At 72.6% G+C, this 15,645-nt stretch carries 13 protein-coding genes; 8 read left to right on the top strand and 5 right to left on the bottom strand.

All coding sequences use genetic code 11. The features are described 5' to 3' along the window. Positions 1–48 precede the first annotated feature (48 nt). A complete protein-coding gene (locus ACPPVS_RS17145) occupies positions 49–1,929 on the top strand; it encodes an AAA family ATPase (protein ID WP_426596013.1) in 1,881 nt (626 codons plus the stop codon). A 39-nt stretch (positions 1,930–1,968) separates the two neighbouring features. Next, a complete protein-coding gene (locus ACPPVS_RS17140; RefSeq protein ID WP_426593434.1) occupies positions 1,969–2,955 on the top strand; it encodes an Fpg/Nei family DNA glycosylase in 987 nt (328 codons plus the stop codon). A gap of 11 nt (positions 2,956–2,966) precedes the next feature. Here ACPPVS_RS17140 and ACPPVS_RS17135 read toward each other — a convergent pair whose 3' ends face one another. Both ACPPVS_RS17135 and ACPPVS_RS17130 read right to left on the bottom strand, forming a co-directional pair. Continuing rightward, positions 2,967–3,797, bottom strand: coding sequence for a hypothetical protein (locus ACPPVS_RS17135; protein WP_426593433.1), 831 nt, complete (start codon positions 3,795–3,797; stop codon positions 2,967–2,969). Next, positions 3,797–4,372 (bottom strand): DUF1684 domain-containing protein, encoded by a 576-nt coding sequence (locus tag ACPPVS_RS17130; protein WP_426596011.1) that lies wholly within the window; start codon positions 4,370–4,372, stop codon positions 3,797–3,799. The genes ACPPVS_RS17135 and ACPPVS_RS17130 overlap by 1 nt, the downstream gene beginning before the upstream one ends. A gap of 131 nt (positions 4,373–4,503) precedes the next feature. On the opposite strand from ACPPVS_RS17130, the gene ACPPVS_RS17125 reads away from it, so the two are divergent. Next, positions 4,504–5,415 (top strand): LLM class F420-dependent oxidoreductase, encoded by a 912-nt coding sequence (locus ACPPVS_RS17125; RefSeq protein WP_426593432.1) that lies wholly within the window; start codon positions 4,504–4,506, stop codon positions 5,413–5,415. On the opposite strand, the gene ACPPVS_RS17120 is transcribed toward ACPPVS_RS17125, so the two are convergent. The 3 genes from ACPPVS_RS17120 to ACPPVS_RS17110 form a co-directional block, all read right to left on the bottom strand. Next, on the bottom strand, positions 5,406–6,647 hold the full coding sequence (locus ACPPVS_RS17120; RefSeq protein WP_426593431.1) for a glycosyltransferase 87 family protein: 1,242 nt from the start codon (positions 6,645–6,647) through the stop codon (positions 5,406–5,408). The genes ACPPVS_RS17125 and ACPPVS_RS17120 overlap by 10 nt on opposite strands. A gap of 164 nt (positions 6,648–6,811) precedes the next feature. Beyond that, positions 6,812–7,435, bottom strand: coding sequence for a LytR C-terminal domain-containing protein (locus tag ACPPVS_RS17115; protein ID WP_426593430.1), 624 nt, complete (start codon positions 7,433–7,435; stop codon positions 6,812–6,814). Then, positions 7,432–7,761, bottom strand: a complete 330-nt coding sequence (locus tag ACPPVS_RS17110) for a type II toxin-antitoxin system VapB family antitoxin (RefSeq protein ID WP_426593429.1) — start codon at positions 7,759–7,761, stop codon at positions 7,432–7,434. The genes ACPPVS_RS17115 and ACPPVS_RS17110 overlap by 4 nt, the downstream gene beginning before the upstream one ends. Positions 7,762–8,130: 369 nt before the next feature. On the opposite strand from ACPPVS_RS17110, the gene kdpA reads away from it, so the two are divergent. From kdpA to ACPPVS_RS17085, 5 genes are read left to right on the top strand one after another with little or no spacing between them, the layout of a single operon-like run. Further along, a complete protein-coding gene (kdpA, locus tag ACPPVS_RS17105; protein WP_426593428.1) occupies positions 8,131–9,780 on the top strand; it encodes a potassium-transporting ATPase subunit KdpA in 1,650 nt (549 codons plus the stop codon). Next, on the top strand, positions 9,777–11,864 hold the full coding sequence (gene kdpB / locus ACPPVS_RS17100; protein WP_426593427.1) for a potassium-transporting ATPase subunit KdpB: 2,088 nt from the start codon (positions 9,777–9,779) through the stop codon (positions 11,862–11,864). The genes kdpA and kdpB overlap by 4 nt, the downstream gene beginning before the upstream one ends. Beyond that, a complete protein-coding gene (gene kdpC, locus ACPPVS_RS17095; protein WP_426593426.1) occupies positions 11,864–12,475 on the top strand; it encodes a potassium-transporting ATPase subunit KdpC in 612 nt (203 codons plus the stop codon). Before kdpB ends, kdpC begins: the two co-directional genes overlap by 1 nt. Continuing rightward, positions 12,472–14,943: a DUF4118 domain-containing protein gene (locus ACPPVS_RS17090; protein WP_426593425.1), complete on the top strand. Its 2,472-nt coding sequence runs from the start codon at positions 12,472–12,474 to the stop codon at positions 14,941–14,943. The genes kdpC and ACPPVS_RS17090 overlap by 4 nt, the downstream gene beginning before the upstream one ends. After that, positions 14,940–15,614 carry a response regulator gene (locus ACPPVS_RS17085; protein WP_426593424.1) on the top strand — a complete coding sequence of 225 codons (675 nt, stop codon included), beginning with the start codon at positions 14,940–14,942 and terminating at the stop codon, positions 15,612–15,614. Before ACPPVS_RS17090 ends, ACPPVS_RS17085 begins: the two co-directional genes overlap by 4 nt. Positions 15,615–15,645: the final 31 nt, after the last annotated feature.

The raw sequence follows: 15,645 nt of genomic DNA, 5'->3' as shown, positions 1-15,645 counted from the left end.
GGAAAGGACCGCCCCGTGCCCGACGAGAAGGATGCTGAGCAGGACCGGATGGAGTCGCCGATCCGTCGGGGCGCGCACGACATCGCGGTCTCCCGCGAGAAGGTGCGGCGCCGGCGAGTCTTCCGCGCCGGGATCCCCATCGTCCTGCTCGAGGTCTACATCGTGGTCCGGGCCCTGACCGGCGGCCGGATCCTGCCCACGCTGCCCACGCTGGACCCTCTCGTCGCCGCGCCCGCGCTGTTCTTCGCCCTGCTGATCGTCATGATGGTGGTGATGCAGTTCGGCGGCTCGCGCTCGCCGCACGTCGTGTACCGCCCCGAGCAGGTCGAGGTGGGTCTCAAGGACGTCATCGGCATCGACCCCGTGCTGGAGGACGTGCGCCGGTCGATCGACCTGTTCCAGACCCACCGCCAGTTCGCGGAGCAGATGGGTGGCACGCCTCGGCGGGGGCTCCTGTTCGAGGGGCTGCCCGGTACCGGCAAGACGATGACCGCCAAGGCGATGGCCGCCGAGGCCGGCGTCCCGTTCCTGTTCGTCTCGGCGACGTCGTTCCAGTCGATGTACTACGGCGCGACCGCCAAGAAGATCCGCTCCTACTTCAAGGCGCTGCGCAAGGCCGCGCGCGCCGAGGGTGGGGCGATCGGGTTCATCGAGGAGATCGACGCGATCGCGACGGCGCGCGGCGGTATGGCGTCGGCGTCCGCGTCGTTCGTCGGGAGCCCTTTCGACCTCCTGCGGCACCCGCGGACCGTCACCAACGCCGTCGTCTCCGAGGGTACGGGCGGCGTGGTGAACGAGCTCCTCGTGCAGATGCAGTCGTTCGACGAGCCGACCGGCGGCGACAAGTTCGTCAACTGGTTCATCGCCCGCGCCAACCTGCTCATGCCGGCGACCCGGCAGCTGAAGCAGCGCAAGCCCGCCAAGGCCCCCATCCTGCTGATCGCCGCCACCAACCGCGCCGACTCCCTGGACCCGGCGCTGCTGCGGCCCGGTCGTTTCGACCGGCGCCTGACGTTCTCGCCGCCCGACGCGCACGGCCGTCGCGCGCTCGTCGACCACTTCCTGGCCACCCGCTCGACCGACGTCGAGCTCGAGGACCCCATGCTGCGCGACCGGCTGGCCGCGGCGACGAACGGCTGGACGCCCGTGATGATCGAGCACCTGCTCGACGAGGCGCTGGTCAACGCGCTGCGGCGCGGCTCGCTGCTGATGACGTTCGCCGACGTCGAGCGTGCCCGCATCACCGAGATGATCGGCATCGGGAGCCCCGTCGCCTACACGGCCGCGGAGCAGGCGCTCATCGCCACCCACGAGGCCGGCCACGCGGTCACCGCGTGGCTCGTCGCGCCGAACCGCACGCTCGAGGTGCTGACGATCATCCGACGCGGCGACGCGCTCGGCCTGCTCGCTCACAGCGACTGCGAGGAGGTCTGGACGCACTCGCACTACGACCTGCGCGCCCTCGTCCAGATCGCGATGGGCGGCTGGGTGGCCGAGGAGCTGTTCTTCGGTCAGACCAGCACCGGACCGGCCGGGGACCTCGCCGCCGCGACCCGGACCGCGGCCCAGATGGTCGGTGCCGCCGGCATGACCGGCTCGCTCATCTCGTTCGCCGCCACGCCGCACGACCTGGTCTCTGCCGTGCTCAGCGACGCGACCGCTCGCCAGCAGCTCGAGGGCGTGCTCGACGAGGCTCGCAGCACGGTCCGCCGGCTCCTGTCCAAGCACCGGCACCTGGTCGAGGCGCTCCGCGACGCCCTGCTCGATCGCTACGAGCTGATCGGTGTCGAGATCACGGACGTGCTCGAGGCGGCCGCGCAGCGCCAGGAGCAGCTGGCCGAGCAGGTCGAGGCCGACAACCGGGCAGCCGTCGCCGCCGGTGCCGCCGCCGCCGTCGCTGCTGCAGCGGAGCGCCTCCGGGTCGCCTGACCGCTCAGACCCCCGCTCCGGTGCCTTAACCTTCGGGACGTGCCCGAGGGTCATACCGTCCACCGCATCGCCCGCCAGCTCGGGCTCGACCTGATCGGTCGCCGGCTGGCGGTCAGCTCGCCCCAGGGTCGGTTCGCGGCCGGGGCGCGACGCCTCGACGGGCAGGTGCTCGTGGCGTCGCGAGCGGTCGGCAAGCAGCTCTTCCTCGAGTTCGAGTCGGGCGACGTGCTCCGCGTCCACCTGGGCCTGTACGGCGCCTGGGACTTCTTCGGCCGGTTGACTCCGCTCACGCCCGGCGTCGTCCCGCGAGGGAGCATGGGCGCGCCACGCCTGCGTCGGGCGGTCCGGATGGGCGAGGACGAGCGCGAGGTGCCCGCCGGCGGGCCGTCGTCCGAGGAGTCGACGGGATTCCCACCCGCGCCCGTGGGGCAGGTTCGCGTCCGACTCGCCTCGGCCGAGACCGTCGCCGACCTGCGCGGCCCGTCCGCGTGCGAGGTCCTCGACCCGGCCGAAGCTGCCGCCGTCGTCGCCCGGCTCGGCCCCGACCCGGCCGCCGACCTGGCTGACTGGCGCGGGGCAGCGGCGGGGGGCGACGCATCGGCGTCGGTGATGGGCGCCGGCCCGGCGCGCGACGTGATGGTCGACCGCCTGACCTCTCGCTCGGTTGCGGTCGGGCAGCTGCTCATGGACCAGACGGTGGTGGCGGGCATCGGCAACATCTACCGGGCCGAGCTCCTGTTCCGGGCCCGCCTCGACCCGCACACCCCGGGTCGGCGCGTGCCCACGGACGTCGCCGGAGCGCTCTGGGACGACTGGGCGCTGCTCCTGGCCGACGGCATCCGCACCGGCGTGATCGTCACCCGTGACCTCTCGCCCGAGGACCGCTCCGCAGCTCTCACCGACCCGACCCGGCGCAACTGGGTCTACCACCGCACCGGCCTGCCCTGCCTGGTCAGCGGCACGCCGGTGGTCGTGGAGGTGCTGGCCGGCCGCAACCTGTACTGGTGCCCCACCTGCCAGCAGTAGCCGACGTCGAGTCAGGACGGCGGGTCGAGGGCCAGGAGGCGACGCCACGCTCGGTGGTGCTCGACGGTCACGCCTTCGTAGCCGGGCAGCTCACCGAACGCGTCGCGAACCACCATCGTCTCCGCCTCGAGCGCGGCGGGGCCGGCAGACGCGAAGGTGTACTGCGGGCCTCCGGCGACCTGTGCGGTGTCGGTCTCGACGCCGACGGTGAACGGCAGGCCGGCGGCGGAGGCTGCGACGACGGCCGGTCCGGCCAGCGAGACCACGCCGGACGGTCCGCCGGCGTGATCGGCGAACGCGACGACAGCGACCCGGGACACCAGGGGCAGGACCGCGTCGAGCACGGTCCCGTCGCGGTACCGCTCGTGCGCGAGCCACCACGGCAGGTCGACACCGATGGCGACGGACGAGCCGACGAGTGCCAGGAGTGCGAGCCACTGGTCGACGACGAGCGCCCGCGAGGAGGTCCAGGCGGGGGTGGTCCAGGGCTCGACGTCCAGCTGCACGGTGACGCCGTCGGGCAAGGCGGCCGAGCGCGCGGCGGCCAGCGCCCAGGTGACGGCCAACGACGGCTGCCCGAGCCACCCCGGATCGCCGCCGAGCGGACTGACCTGCACGGACGCGTCGTGCAGGGTCGAGCATGCGGCGGCGAACCAGTCACCCACCGGCCCCTCGTCGGCAGCCCAGGGTGCGGACAGGAACACCCGCGTCAGGCCGCGCGAGGTGCAGAACGCGACGAGCGACGACACCGAAGCGGGCTCGTACGCGCGGCCGCGGGCATCCGCCGACGGGAGCACGGGGTTGTCCCACGCCCACATCGAGGTGAGCGCGGAACCGGTCATCAGCCGGCGTCGTGGGCCGACGGGAACGCCAGCTCGCCGACCGGCACCTCGACCGCCAAGGTGTTCGCGCGGGTGGCCAGCGGGCAGGTCCAGGCGGGGTTGTAGGCGCACGACGGGTTGTAGGCGAAGTTGAGGTCGACGACGAGCCGGTCGCCGGCCATCCCGTGGTCCGCGCCCTTGACGGTGTCCAGCACGTACCGGCCGCCGCCGTAGGTCGAGGACCCGGCCAGGGCGTCGCGCACCGGCAGGAACAGGCCACCCGCGTAGGTCTTGAGCGACCACACGGCCAGCGACCCGAGCTCGCCGAGCTGGACCGTCCCGATGCGCTCGAACGGGACGACGCCGTCGGTCGCGGTCGCCACGTCCATCCGCTGCTGGCCCGCCGGCTCCAGGACGGCCTCGAACCGGTACGCCGGGTCGTACGGTGCGACGTCCAGCCCGGCGAACGACGCCGACGCGACGACGTCGAGGGGCGACGCGGGGTGGGTGGCGAACAGCTCGTCGCGCTGCTGCACCCACACGCCGTGCGCGGCGGCCGGGTCGCCGGCGGCGATCCGTCGGACGTCGGCGTACATCTGGGCGACGCGGCGGCGCCAGTCGGCGATGGCCACGGGTTCGAAGGCCGAGGCGGGGGCTGTCACGGGCACCACGGTCGCACGTGGGAGCCATGAAGAGCGAACGGCGAGGATGTGTGAGGGTGGACTCCATGGATCTGCGCATCTTCGTCGAGCCCCAGCAGGGCGCCACCTACGACGACCAGCTCGCCGTCGCCAAGACCACCGAGGACCTCGGTTTCGACGCCTTCTTCCGCTCCGACCACTACGTCCGGATGGGCGCGGGAGATCCCGGGCCCGGTCCGACGGACTCCTGGACGACCCTGGCCGGTCTCGCGCGCGAGACGAGCCGGATCAAGCTCGGCACGCTGGTCTCGTCGGCAACCTTCCGCCACCCGGGGATCCTCGCGATCCAGGTGGCGCAGGTGGACCAGATGTCGGGCGGCCGGGTCGAGCTGGGTCTCGGTGCCGGCTGGTTCGAGCGGGAGCACGCGGCGTACGGCATCCCGTTCCCGGCGCAGCGGTTCGGCCTGTACGCGGAGCAGCTCGAGATCATCACCGGCCTGTGGAAGGCGACCGAGCCGTTCAGCTTCCACGGCGAGCACTACGACCTGACCGACTCGCCCGCGCTGCCGAAGCCCGCCCATGACATCCCCGTGATCGTCGGCGGGAGCGGCGCCACGAAGACGCCCGCGCTGGCCGCCAGGTTCGCCGCGGAGTTCAACCTGAACTTCCCCGCGCCGCAGGACGTCGAGGCGCGGATCGCGGTGCTGCGTGCGGCGTGCGAGGCGGCGGGTCGCGACCCGGAGACCCTCACGATCTCGGTCGCCAACGTGCTGTGCGCGGGTGCCGACGACGCGGAGGTGGCTCGCCGTGCGGCGGCGATCGGCCGGGACGTCGAGCAGCTGCGCGCGGACGGCTTCGCGGGCACGCCATCGGCGATCGTCGACCGGATCGGCGACTTCGGGAAGCTCGGCGTCACCCGCGTCTACCTGCAGGTGCTCGACCTGCAGGACCTGGACCACCTGGCGTTCGTGGCGGCCGAGGTGGCTCGTCAGCTCTGAGCGGTCGCCAGCGACGACGCGGAGGGCTCGACCGACGGATCGGCGCGCGGCGCGCGGACGAGCACGACGACCGTGTGCACGAGCAGGACGACGAGGGCGACGTTGCGCGCGGCGAGGACCAGCGTCACGCCCGGGCCCTTGTTGACGATCTCGCTGTAGAGCCACGGGAACACGATCTGCGTCGCCGCCGCAACGCCGAGCGTGATCCAGGCGGTGGCCTTCCAGCCGGGCAGGCGCAGGGCGAGGGCGACGGCGACGGGGGCTGCGAGCCAGGTGATGTACTGCGGCGAGCCCACCTTGTTGAACACGAGCAGCACGAGCGTGAACAGCATCGCGCCGCGGATCAGCATCTCCGTGCGCGCCAGGCCGCCAGCCCACAGGGCCGCGCCGATCCGTTCGCGACGCCACCAGAGCAGCAGCACGGCGAGCACGACGGCGATCGGCTGCAGGATGCCGAGGACGTTCGCGGCGGTCTGCGTGCCGGGTCCGACGATCTCCCAGGTGACGATCGGCTCGTTCAGGAACGAGTGGATCTGCGACGTGAACAGCCCTGCCAGGATCCACGGCGTGGCGCCCGGCGACTCGATCTGCAGCCCGCGCTTGTCCTGCTCGGTGAGGAACGAGGCGATGTGCGAGACGCCGCCGCCGAGCGCGACCGCGCCGACGATCACTGCCGTCACCAGAGCGGCGGGCACCACGACGCTGCGCCAGGGCCGGCGCACGGCGAAGAACATCGGCAGCAGCAGCACGCCAGGCGCGATCTTGACCCAGGCGGCGGCCGTCAGCAGCGAGGTCGCGATGCGCGGGTGGTTGAGCGCGACGGCCAGCGCGACGACGACCATCGGTGCGACGACGCCGTCGAGTCGACCCATGGCGATCGGCCCGAGCAGCAGCAGGAACGCCAGCCACCACCAGGCGCCCATGGTCGTGCCGCCGCTGTCCTGACGATCGGGCCGCGGCACGCGCAGCAGGAACGCGAGCGCGATGGCGTTCAAGGCCGTGACCATGAGCGCCCACACGGTCGCGTACTGCGACCCCCGCCCGGTCCCACCGATCGCGGCGGCGAGCATCGGCAGGATGGCGCCGGCCGGGTACACCCACGGGCCGGAGAGCACCGGCCAGTCCCCGCCGTGCAGCCCGAGCCACATCCAGTACCGGTAGAGCTCGAGGTCCCAGAAGGCCTTCTGGGGGATCCACACGAGGCCGACGAACGCCAGCCAGGCGTGCACCACGACGAACGAGACCCAGACGGCGCGCTTGGACTGCAGCAGGTGACGCAGCGGAACCTCCCAGGACGTGACCCGTGCGGGGCCGTGCGGTGCGGCTGCCAGGGTAGCCCGCGAGCCTGTGCGGCGCGGACGAACCGGACGCCCACCCGGAGGATCAGCCCGGGCGGTCAGCCGGCGGGCGTCGGCGCCGGGGTCTGGGCGGTCGAGGCGAACTGCTCGTACGGGATGCACCCGGCGGGCGCGACGAGCGGCACGGCGGGGTCGAGCTGGACCTGGTCGACGGCCTTGAGCTGCACGAACTTGGCGCCGATCGCGACGTTGACCGTCGCGTCCTCGCTGGCGAGCGGGAACAGGACGGCGCCGTCGAAGTGCGCCAGCAGCGTGTACGCCTGGGCGACGCCGTTCTTCCCGAACGAGATGCGCGCGACCCCGTCGTAGCTGTCGACCGTGTCGACGGTGCCGATCGTGAACCCGCGTGCCTTCAGGTCGGCGGCGGTCGCGGCGGCCAGGCCCGAGCGGTTCGTCGCGTTGTTCACGTTGACCACCACGGAGGCCGCCGCCACGGGCAGCGCTCCGACGGGCGGGCACGGGTACGCCACGGCGGCCTCGGTGGCTGAGGGCGCCTGCGCGATCGCGCGGTCGAGGCCGGGCAGGTCGAGGTTGCCGGTGTAGACGGCCGCGGCGCCCAGGCCGACGAGCGCCAGACCAGCGAGCAGGACGCCGAAGATCACGGCCTGCCGTTCGTGCATGTGCCGTCGGCGCAGCTGGCGGTTCCGGTCGATCTCGCTCATGACGCGGGCACCTGCGCAGGGACGGCATCGCTGGGCAGCACGAGCACCCGGGCGTGCAGGACGGGCCGCTGGTGCAGCGCGGCCCGGACCGCCCGGTGCAGACCGTCCTCGAGGTACAGGACCCCGCGGTACTGGACCACGTGCGCGAACATGTCGCCGTAGAACGTGGAGTCCTCCGCGAGCAGCGCGTCGAGGTCCAGCGTGCGCTTCGTGGTGGTGAGCTCGTCGAGCCGGACCTGCCGCGGGGCGACCTCGGCCCACTGCTTGGTCGTGGTGAGGCCATGGTCCGGATAGGGCCTGCCCTCGCCCACGGCCTTGAAGATCACCTGGGGAGTCTAAGGGGAGCGGGCCCCGCAGGGGCGACGTCCGCGCATCATCACCCGCACGCGACAGGATCCGGCAAGGATCGGCGGCTGGTCGTCAAGGATCCGTCAAGACCGCCGTCGGTGCCCGGACGGCGGCGTAGACCGGCGGGTGCGGCTCCGTGCGGGCCGCCGGGAGCGAGTCTCCCGCCCCTCGTCGAAGGTGCACCATGGACCTCGCCTACGTCGCGCTCACCGTGACGTTCTTCGCCGCCGTCGCCCTGCTCGCTCGCCGGGCAGACCACTCATGAGCTGGGACCTGGCGGCGCTGCTGCTCGCCGGAGCGCTCCTGGTGTACCTGGTGGTCCAGCTGCTGCGGTCGGACAAGGTCCGATGACCGCCGTCCTCCAGGTCGCCGTCGTCGTGCTGGTGCTCGTCCTGGCGTACCGGCCGCTCGGCGACCACCTGTACCGGTCGGTGAGCACCACCGAGCACCTGGCCGTGGAGCGTGCCGGGTACCGCGTCATGCGCGTGGATCCCGACGCCGAGCAGCGCTGGAGCACTTACCTGATGTCGGTGCTCGGCTTCTCGCTCGCCTCGGTGCTCGTCCTGTTCGGCCTGGCGCGGCTGCAGGACCACCTGCCCATGGGTGCCCCGGCGATGGACCCCGCCGGCGCCTGGAACACGGCGGTCTCGTTCGTCACCAACACCAACTGGCAGTGGTACTCGGGCGAGGTCGCCGCGGGAAACCTGATCCAGATGGCCGGGTTCGCGGTGCAGAACTTCCTGTCCGCCGCAGTCGGTGTCGCGGTCGTCGCGGCCCTCGCCCGGGGCTTCGCACGCTCGGGGTCCGACGGACGGGTGGGCAACTTCTGGGCCGATCTCGTCCGCGTCACGGTCCGTGTGCTGCTGCCCCTCGCGTTCGTCGCCGCGATCGTGCTGGTGGCCGGCGGAGTCATCCAGAACCTCCACGACAACTCGGCGACCCTCACCACGCTCGCCGGCGGATCGCAGCACGTGCTCGGGGGTCCGGTGGCCTCCCAGGAGGCGATCAAGGAGCTGGGCACCAACGGCGGCGGCTTCTTCAACGCCAACTCGGCACACCCCTACGAGAACCCGGCGCCGTGGACCAACGCGTTCGAGGTGATCCTGCTGCTGGTCATCCCGTTCAGCCTGCCGCGGATGTTCGGCCGCTTGGTCGGGGACCGTCGGCAGGGCAACGCGATCCTCGCTGCGATGGTGTCGCTCTGGGTCGCCGCGGTCGGTTTCCTCACCTGGGCGGAGCTGGCCGGCGCGGGCGACGCGGCGCGCGCCGCGGGCGGTGCGCTGGAGGGCAAGGAGACGCGTCTCGGCGAGGCGGCCACGGCGTTGTTCGCGGCGTCGACGACCATGACGTCGACCGGCGCGGTGAACTCGATGCACGACTCGTTGACCGCGCAGGGCGGCGGCGTCGCCATGCTCGGGATGCTGCTCGGCGAGGTCGCGCCCGGCGGCGTCGGGAGCGGCCTCTACGGGATGGTGATCCTCGCCATCGTCGCCGTGTTCCTGGCCGGGTTGATGGTCGGCCGGACGCCCGAGTACCTGGGCAAGAAGATCGGCCGCGAGGAGATCACGCTCGTCGCGCTCGCGGTGCTGACCATGCCGGCGGTGGTGCTCGTCGGGTCCGCGATCGCCATCTCGGTGCCGGCCGGGCTGGCCGGACAGCTGAACACCGGGCCGCACGGGCTGTCGGAGATCGTCTACGCGTTCGCGTCGGCCGGCAACAACAACGGCTCCGCGTTCGCGGGGCTCGGCGTCGGCACGACGTTCTACAACACGCTGCTCGGGATCGCGATGCTCGTCGGCCGGTTCGTGCCGATCGCGCTCGTGCTCGCGCTGGCCGGACGGCTCGCGCGCGCCCGACGCGTCCCCGAGTCCGCCGGGACGCTGCCCACGCACACGCCCCTGTTCGTCGGCCTCCTGGTCACGGTGACGCTCGTCGTCGTCGGGCTGACCTTCGTCCCCGTCCTGTCCCTCGGTCCGGTCGTGGAGTCCCTCTCATGAGCACGACACTCACGCACGCTCCCACGCCGGCGAAGCAGGCGACCCGCGCGCTGTCCGCCGCCCAGATCGTCGGCGCGCTGCCGGGCGCGCTGCGTGGCCTCGACCCTCGCTCGCTCTGGGACGCGCCCGTCCTGTTCGTCGTCGAGGTCGGCGCGGCCGTCACCACCGTCCTGGCCGTCGCCGACCCCACCGCGTTCGCGTGGGCGATCGCGGTCTGGCTGTGGCTCACCATCCTCTTCGCGACGTTGGCCGAGTCGATCGCCGAGGGGCGCGGCAAGGCGCAGGCGGCCTCCCTGCGGGCGACGCAGCGCGAGACGACCGCCCGGCTCGTGCGGTCGCCCGACGGCTGGGTGAGCGGCCTCGCCGGCCTGGAGACGTCCCAGGTGCCGTCGTCCACCCTGCGGGTCGGGGACGTCGTCGTCGTCGAGACCGGTGAGACGATCCCGGGCGACGGCGACGTCATCGAGGGCGTGGCCAGCGTCGACGAGTCGGCGATCACGGGGGAGTCCGCTCCCGTCATCCGCGAGTCCGGTGGCGACCGGTCGGCCGTGACGGGCGGAACCGTGGTCCTGTCCGACCAGATCGTCGCGCGCATCACCGCTCCGGCGGGTCACACGTTCGTCGACCGGATGATCGCTCTGGTCGAGGGCTCGGCCCGGCAGAAGACCCCGAACGAGGTGGCGCTCAACGTCCTGCTCACCACGCTCACGATCGTCTTCCTGCTCGCCGTCGTGACCCTGCAGCCGTTCGCGGTCTACTCGGGTGCGCGCCAGCAGCTGATCGTGCTGGTGGCGCTGCTGGTGTGCCTGATCCCCACGACGATCGGCGCGCTGCTGTCGGCGATCGGGATCGCCGGCATGGACCGGCTGGTGCGGCGCAACGTGCTCGCGATGTCCGGGCGCGCCGTCGAGGCCGCGGGCGACGTGGACGTCCTGCTGCTCGACAAGACGGGCACGATCACGCTCGGCAACCGCCAGGCGGCGGACCTGCTGCCGGCGTCCGGGGTCACGGCCGAGGCGCTCGCCGACGCCGCGCAGCTGTCCTCGATGGCCGACGAGACGCCCGAGGGCCGCTCGGTCCTCGTGCTGGTCAAGGAGCGGTTCGGGCTGCGCGAGCGGCACGACCTGGCGGGCGCCGAGCTGGTGCCGTTCGCCGCCCGGACGCGGATGAGCGGGGTGGACCTGCCGTCTCGCAAGGTCCGCAAGGGCGCGGCCGCCGCGGTCATGCACTGGGTCCGGTCCACCGGCGGCCACCCCGGTGCGGACGTGGCGGCGACCGTCGACGCGATCTCCGCGTCCGGCGGGACCCCGCTGGTCGTCGCGTCGCAGGAGGGCACCGCGCCCGCCCGGGTGCTCGGCGTGATCCACCTGAAGGACGTCGTGAAGGACGGCATGCGGGAGCGGTTCGACGCCCTGCGCGCGATGGGCATCCGCACGGTGATGGTCACCGGCGACAACCCGCTCACCGCGAAGGCCATCGCGGACGAGGCGGGCGTCGACGACTTCCTGGCCGAGGCGACGCCCGAGGACAAGCTCGCGCTCATCCGTCGCGAACAAGAGGGTGGCCGGCTCGTCGCGATGTGCGGCGACGGCACCAACGACGCGCCCGCGCTGGCCCAGGCGGACGTCGGGGTCGCGATGAATACCGGCACGACCGCCGCCAAGGAGGCCGGCAACATGGTCGACCTCGACTCCAACCCGACCAAGCTGCTGGAGATCGTCGAGATCGGCAAACAGCTGCTCATCACGCGCGGGGCGCTGACCACGTTCTCCGTCGCCAACGACGTCGCCAAGTACTTCGCGATCCTGCCCGCCATGTTCGTCGTCGCGTTCCCGCAGCTCGGCGTCCTCAACGTCATGCACCTGAGCAGTCCCCAGTCGGCCATCCTGTCCGCCGTCATCTTCAACGCGCTGGTCATCGTGGCGCTCCTGCCGCTGGCGCTGCGCGGGGTCCGCTACCGGCCGTCGTCCGCGTCGGCACTCCTGCGGCGCAACCTGCTGGTGTACGGCCTCGGCGGCGTGATCGCGCCGTTCGTCGGGATCAAGGTCATCGACTTGCTCGTCACAGCCCTGGGGATGTCCTGATGCGTGAGTCGCTGTCGTTCCTGCGCCAGACCTGGGCAGGGCTGCGCGTCCTGGTCGTGCTGACCGTGCTCCTGGGCGTGGCCTACCCGCTGGCGGTGACGGGGGTGTCGCAGGTGGCACTGCGGTGGCAGGCGAACGGGTCGCTGGTGGCCGCCGACGGGTCGCGGGTCACCGACCGGTCCCGGGCCGTGGGCTCCCTGCTGATCGGGCAGCAGTTCGACGGGCCGCAGTGGTTCCACCCACGGCCGTCCGCCGCCGGCGACGGCTACGACACCCTCGCGTCGGGGGGGTCCAACCTCGGGCCGCTCAACACTGACCTCGTCGCGACGATCGAGCAGCGGCGCGCGGCCGTCGCGGCGCAGGAGGGTGTGCCCGCGGCCGAGGTCGCGCCCGACGCCCTCACCGCATCGGCCTCCGGCCTCGACCCCGACATCTCGCCGGCCTACGCGCAGCTGCAGGTCGCACGGGTGGCCAAGGAGAACGGGCTCGCCGAGGCCGTCGTCGAGGCCCTCGTCGCGAGGACCACCGTGGGCCGCGACCTCGGCGTGCTGGGCGAACCGCGTGTCGACGTGCTGCGACTCAACCTGGCGCTGCGGACAATGGGCTCGTGACCAGCTCACGGCGGGGGAGGCTCACCGTCTACCTCGGTGCGGCCCCCGGCGTGGGTAAGACGTACGCGATGCTCGACGAGGCCCACCGGCGGCTGTCCCGGGGAACGGACATCGTCGTGGGGCTGGTCGAGACGCACGGGCGGGCCGCCACGGCCCTCCAGCTGGACGGGCTCGAGGTGCTCGAGCGGCGCGTGCTGCCGTATCGGGGGTCGACGTTCTCGGAGCTCTCGGTCGAGGCGGTCCTGACCAGGAACCCTGAGGTCGTCCTGGTCGACGAGCTCGCGCACACCAACGTGCCGGGCAGCACGCATGAGAAGCGCTGGCAGGATGTGCACGACCTGCTGGCGGCGGGGATCGACGTGGTCACCACCGTGAACGTGCAGCACCTGGAGTCGCTCAACGACGACGTCGCGGCGATCACCGGCGTGACGCAGCGGGAGACCGTGCCCGACAGCGTGGTGCGCGACGCCGACCAGATCCAGCTGGTCGACCTCTCGCCGGAGGCCCTGCGACGCCGGCTCGCGCACGGCAACGTGTACCGCGCCGAGCAGATCGACGCGTCGCTGACCCAGTACTTCCGCGTCGGCAACCTCACGGCTCTGCGCGAGCTCGCCCTGCTCTGGCTGGCCGACCGGGTGGACGATGCGCTGGCCGTCTACCGCCGCGACCACCGGATCGATCAGCCCTGGCCGGCGCGCGAGCGGGTGGTGGTCGCGGTGACTGGCGGCGCCGAGGTGGACACGCTCGTGCGTCGCGGCGCGCGCATCGCGCAGCGGTCGGCCGGGTCGGAGCTGCTCGCGGTCCACGTGCTCGCGACCGACGGCCTGCCCAGCGCGCCGCCCGCGACCATCGCGGCTCAGCGACAGCTCGTCGAGTCGCTGGGCGGGACGTTCCACACGGTCGTCGGCGAGGACGTGGCCACCGCCGTCGTCGACTTCGCGCGGGGCGTGAACGCCACGATGATCGTCGTCGGCGTGTCCCGACGCAGCCGGCTGCGCGAGGCGTTCTCGGAGTCGAACGGCACCGAGATCGCCCGGCTCGCCGGTGTGATCGACGTGCACCTGGTGACGCACGAACGGGCGCGGGCGGGCCGGCGACGGCTGCGGCGGTCGTCGTTGTCGTCGTCCCGCGTGGTCGCCGGGTGGGCGGTCGCGCTGCTGGGCCCGATCCTGCTCACCTTGCTGCTGCGCGCGTTGCGCGACGTGGTCAGCCTGCCGACCGTGCTCATGCTCTTCCTCGCACTCACGGTGCTGGTCGCACTCGTCGGCGGCCTGTGGCCGGCGATCGTGTCCGCGGTCGTCGGGTTCCTGCTGCTCAACTGGTTCTTCATCGTGCCCACCGGTCACCTGACCATCGAGAAACCGGAGAACGTCCTGGCGCTCGCGGTGTTCGTGCTGGTCGCGGCCGGCGTCGCCTCGGTGGTGGACCTGGCCGCACGCCGCACGGCCGAGGCGTTCCGGGCTCGCGCCGAGGCGTCCGCGCTCACGGCCGTGTCGCGGTCGGTGCTCTCGGGGGAGGACACGGCCGAGGCGCTCGTCGCGCGGCTGCGGGAGACGTTCGGGCTGTCGGCCGTGTCGTTGGTCGAGGACGGGGTCACGGTCCTCGCCACGGACGGCCCCGACCCCGCGGTCACGCCGCAGGACGCCGACGTGGTCCTGACGGTCGACGACCGCCGGGTTCTCCTGCTCACGGGCCGCGTCCTGCCCGCGTCCGACCGGCGCGTGCTCGAGGCGTTCGCCTCGCAGGCCGGCATCGTGCTCGAGCACGCGCGCCTGAGCGCCCAGGCGGAGCAGGCCCGCGTGCTGGAGCAGGCCGACGCCACCCGCACCGCGCTCCTCGCGGCGGTCTCGCACGACCTGCGCACGCCGCTGGCCACCATCCGGGCGTCCGTCGACGGGCTCACGTCGACGGCCTTGTCGCTGACGGACGCCGACCGCGCGGCACTCGTCGGAACGCTGGAGGAGTCCACCGCCCGGCTCGAGCGGCTGATCGACAACCTGCTCGACCTGTCGCGCCTGCAGACCGGGAGCGTCCGGCCGGTGCTGCGGGCCACGAGCCTCGACGAGATCGTCCCGTTCGCGGTCGAGGGCTACCCGGCCGGGGCGGTCCGGCTGGAGGTGTCGGAGGACCTGCCGCTGGTCCTCACGGATCCCGGGCTGCTGGAGCGGGTCGTCGCGAACCTCGTCTCCAACGCGGTCCGGCACTCGGTCTCGGCCGTGGTGGTCGGGGCGTCGGTGGTGGGACGTGCGATGGTCGTGCGCGTGGTGGACGACGGCCCCGGGGTCTCCGACTCGCTCAAGGGCGAGCTCTTCACACCGTTCCAGCGGCTCGGCGACACCTCCGGACCAGGTCTCGGCCTCGGCCTGGCGGTCGCCGACGGGCTCGCGACCGCGATCGGCGCCGAGCTGACCGCGGAGGACACCGTCGGCGGCGGTCTGACCATGTTGGTGACGGTGCCGCTGTCATGAAGGTGCTGGTGGTCGACGACGAGCCGGGCCTCGCGCACGCGCTGGCCATCACGCTGCGTGCGTCGGGTTGGGAGGTCGTCACCGCGTCCGACGGCGCCTCCGCCCTGCGTGCAGCCGCCGCGCACACCCCGGACGTGGTGCTGCTCGACCTCGGCCTGCCGGACATGAGCGGCCTCGACGTCATCACCGCCGTCCGCGCCTGGAGCCGCATGCCGATCGTCGTCCTTTCCGCGCGGCAGCACGGCGAGGACAAGGTGGACGCCCTGGACGCCGGGGCCGACGACTACGTGACCAAGCCGTTCGCCATGAACGAGCTGCTGGCACGCCTGCGTGCAGCGGTGCGACGCGCGGCCCCCGCTCAGGAGGACGAACCCGTGGTCACGGCGGGCTCGCTGACCATCGACCTCGCTCGCGCGCGCGTCCTGCGCGACGGCGAGGAGGTCCGCCTCACGCCCACCGAGTGGTCGATGCTCGAGGTGCTGGTGCGCAACCGGGGACGCCTGGTGGGCCGTCGTCAGCTGTTGCAGGACGTCTGGGGTCCCGGCTACTCCGACGAGACCCACTACCTGCGCGTCTACTCCGCGCAGCTGCGCCGCAAGCTCGAGGACGACCCGGCCCACCCGCGCCACATCCTGACCCAGCCGGGCATGGGGTACACGTTCGAGGTTTGACGGCCGTCGAGGTTACCGAGTAACGTAACAG

This window comes from Cellulomonas sp. McL0617, assembly GCF_049994875.1.
In the GTDB taxonomy this organism is placed as follows: domain Bacteria; phylum Actinomycetota; class Actinomycetes; order Actinomycetales; family Cellulomonadaceae; genus Cellulomonas.
Note: the sequence above shows the minus strand (reverse complement) of the source record. Positions and strands in the feature narration are given on the sequence as shown.

Coding starts and splice junctions, on each gene's coding strand:
- ACPPVS_RS17130 (WP_426596011.1), bottom strand. CDS start 4,372: ATGTACGCCGACGTCCGACGGATCGCCGCCGGCGACCCGGCCGCCGCG.
- kdpA (WP_426593428.1), top strand. CDS start 8,131: ATGACCGCCGTCCTCCAGGTCGCCGTCGTCGTGCTGGTGCTCGTCCTG.
- kdpB (WP_426593427.1), top strand. CDS start 9,777: ATGAGCACGACACTCACGCACGCTCCCACGCCGGCGAAGCAGGCGACC.
- ACPPVS_RS17115 (WP_426593430.1), bottom strand. CDS start 7,435: ATGAGCGAGATCGACCGGAACCGCCAGCTGCGCCGACGGCACATGCAC.
- kdpC (WP_426593426.1), top strand. CDS start 11,864: ATGCGTGAGTCGCTGTCGTTCCTGCGCCAGACCTGGGCAGGGCTGCGC.
- ACPPVS_RS17145 (WP_426596013.1), top strand. CDS start 49: ATGGAGTCGCCGATCCGTCGGGGCGCGCACGACATCGCGGTCTCCCGC.
- ACPPVS_RS17135 (WP_426593433.1), bottom strand. CDS start 3,797: ATGACCGGTTCCGCGCTCACCTCGATGTGGGCGTGGGACAACCCCGTG.
- ACPPVS_RS17085 (WP_426593424.1), top strand. CDS start 14,940: ATGAAGGTGCTGGTGGTCGACGACGAGCCGGGCCTCGCGCACGCGCTG.
- ACPPVS_RS17125 (WP_426593432.1), top strand. CDS start 4,504: ATGGATCTGCGCATCTTCGTCGAGCCCCAGCAGGGCGCCACCTACGAC.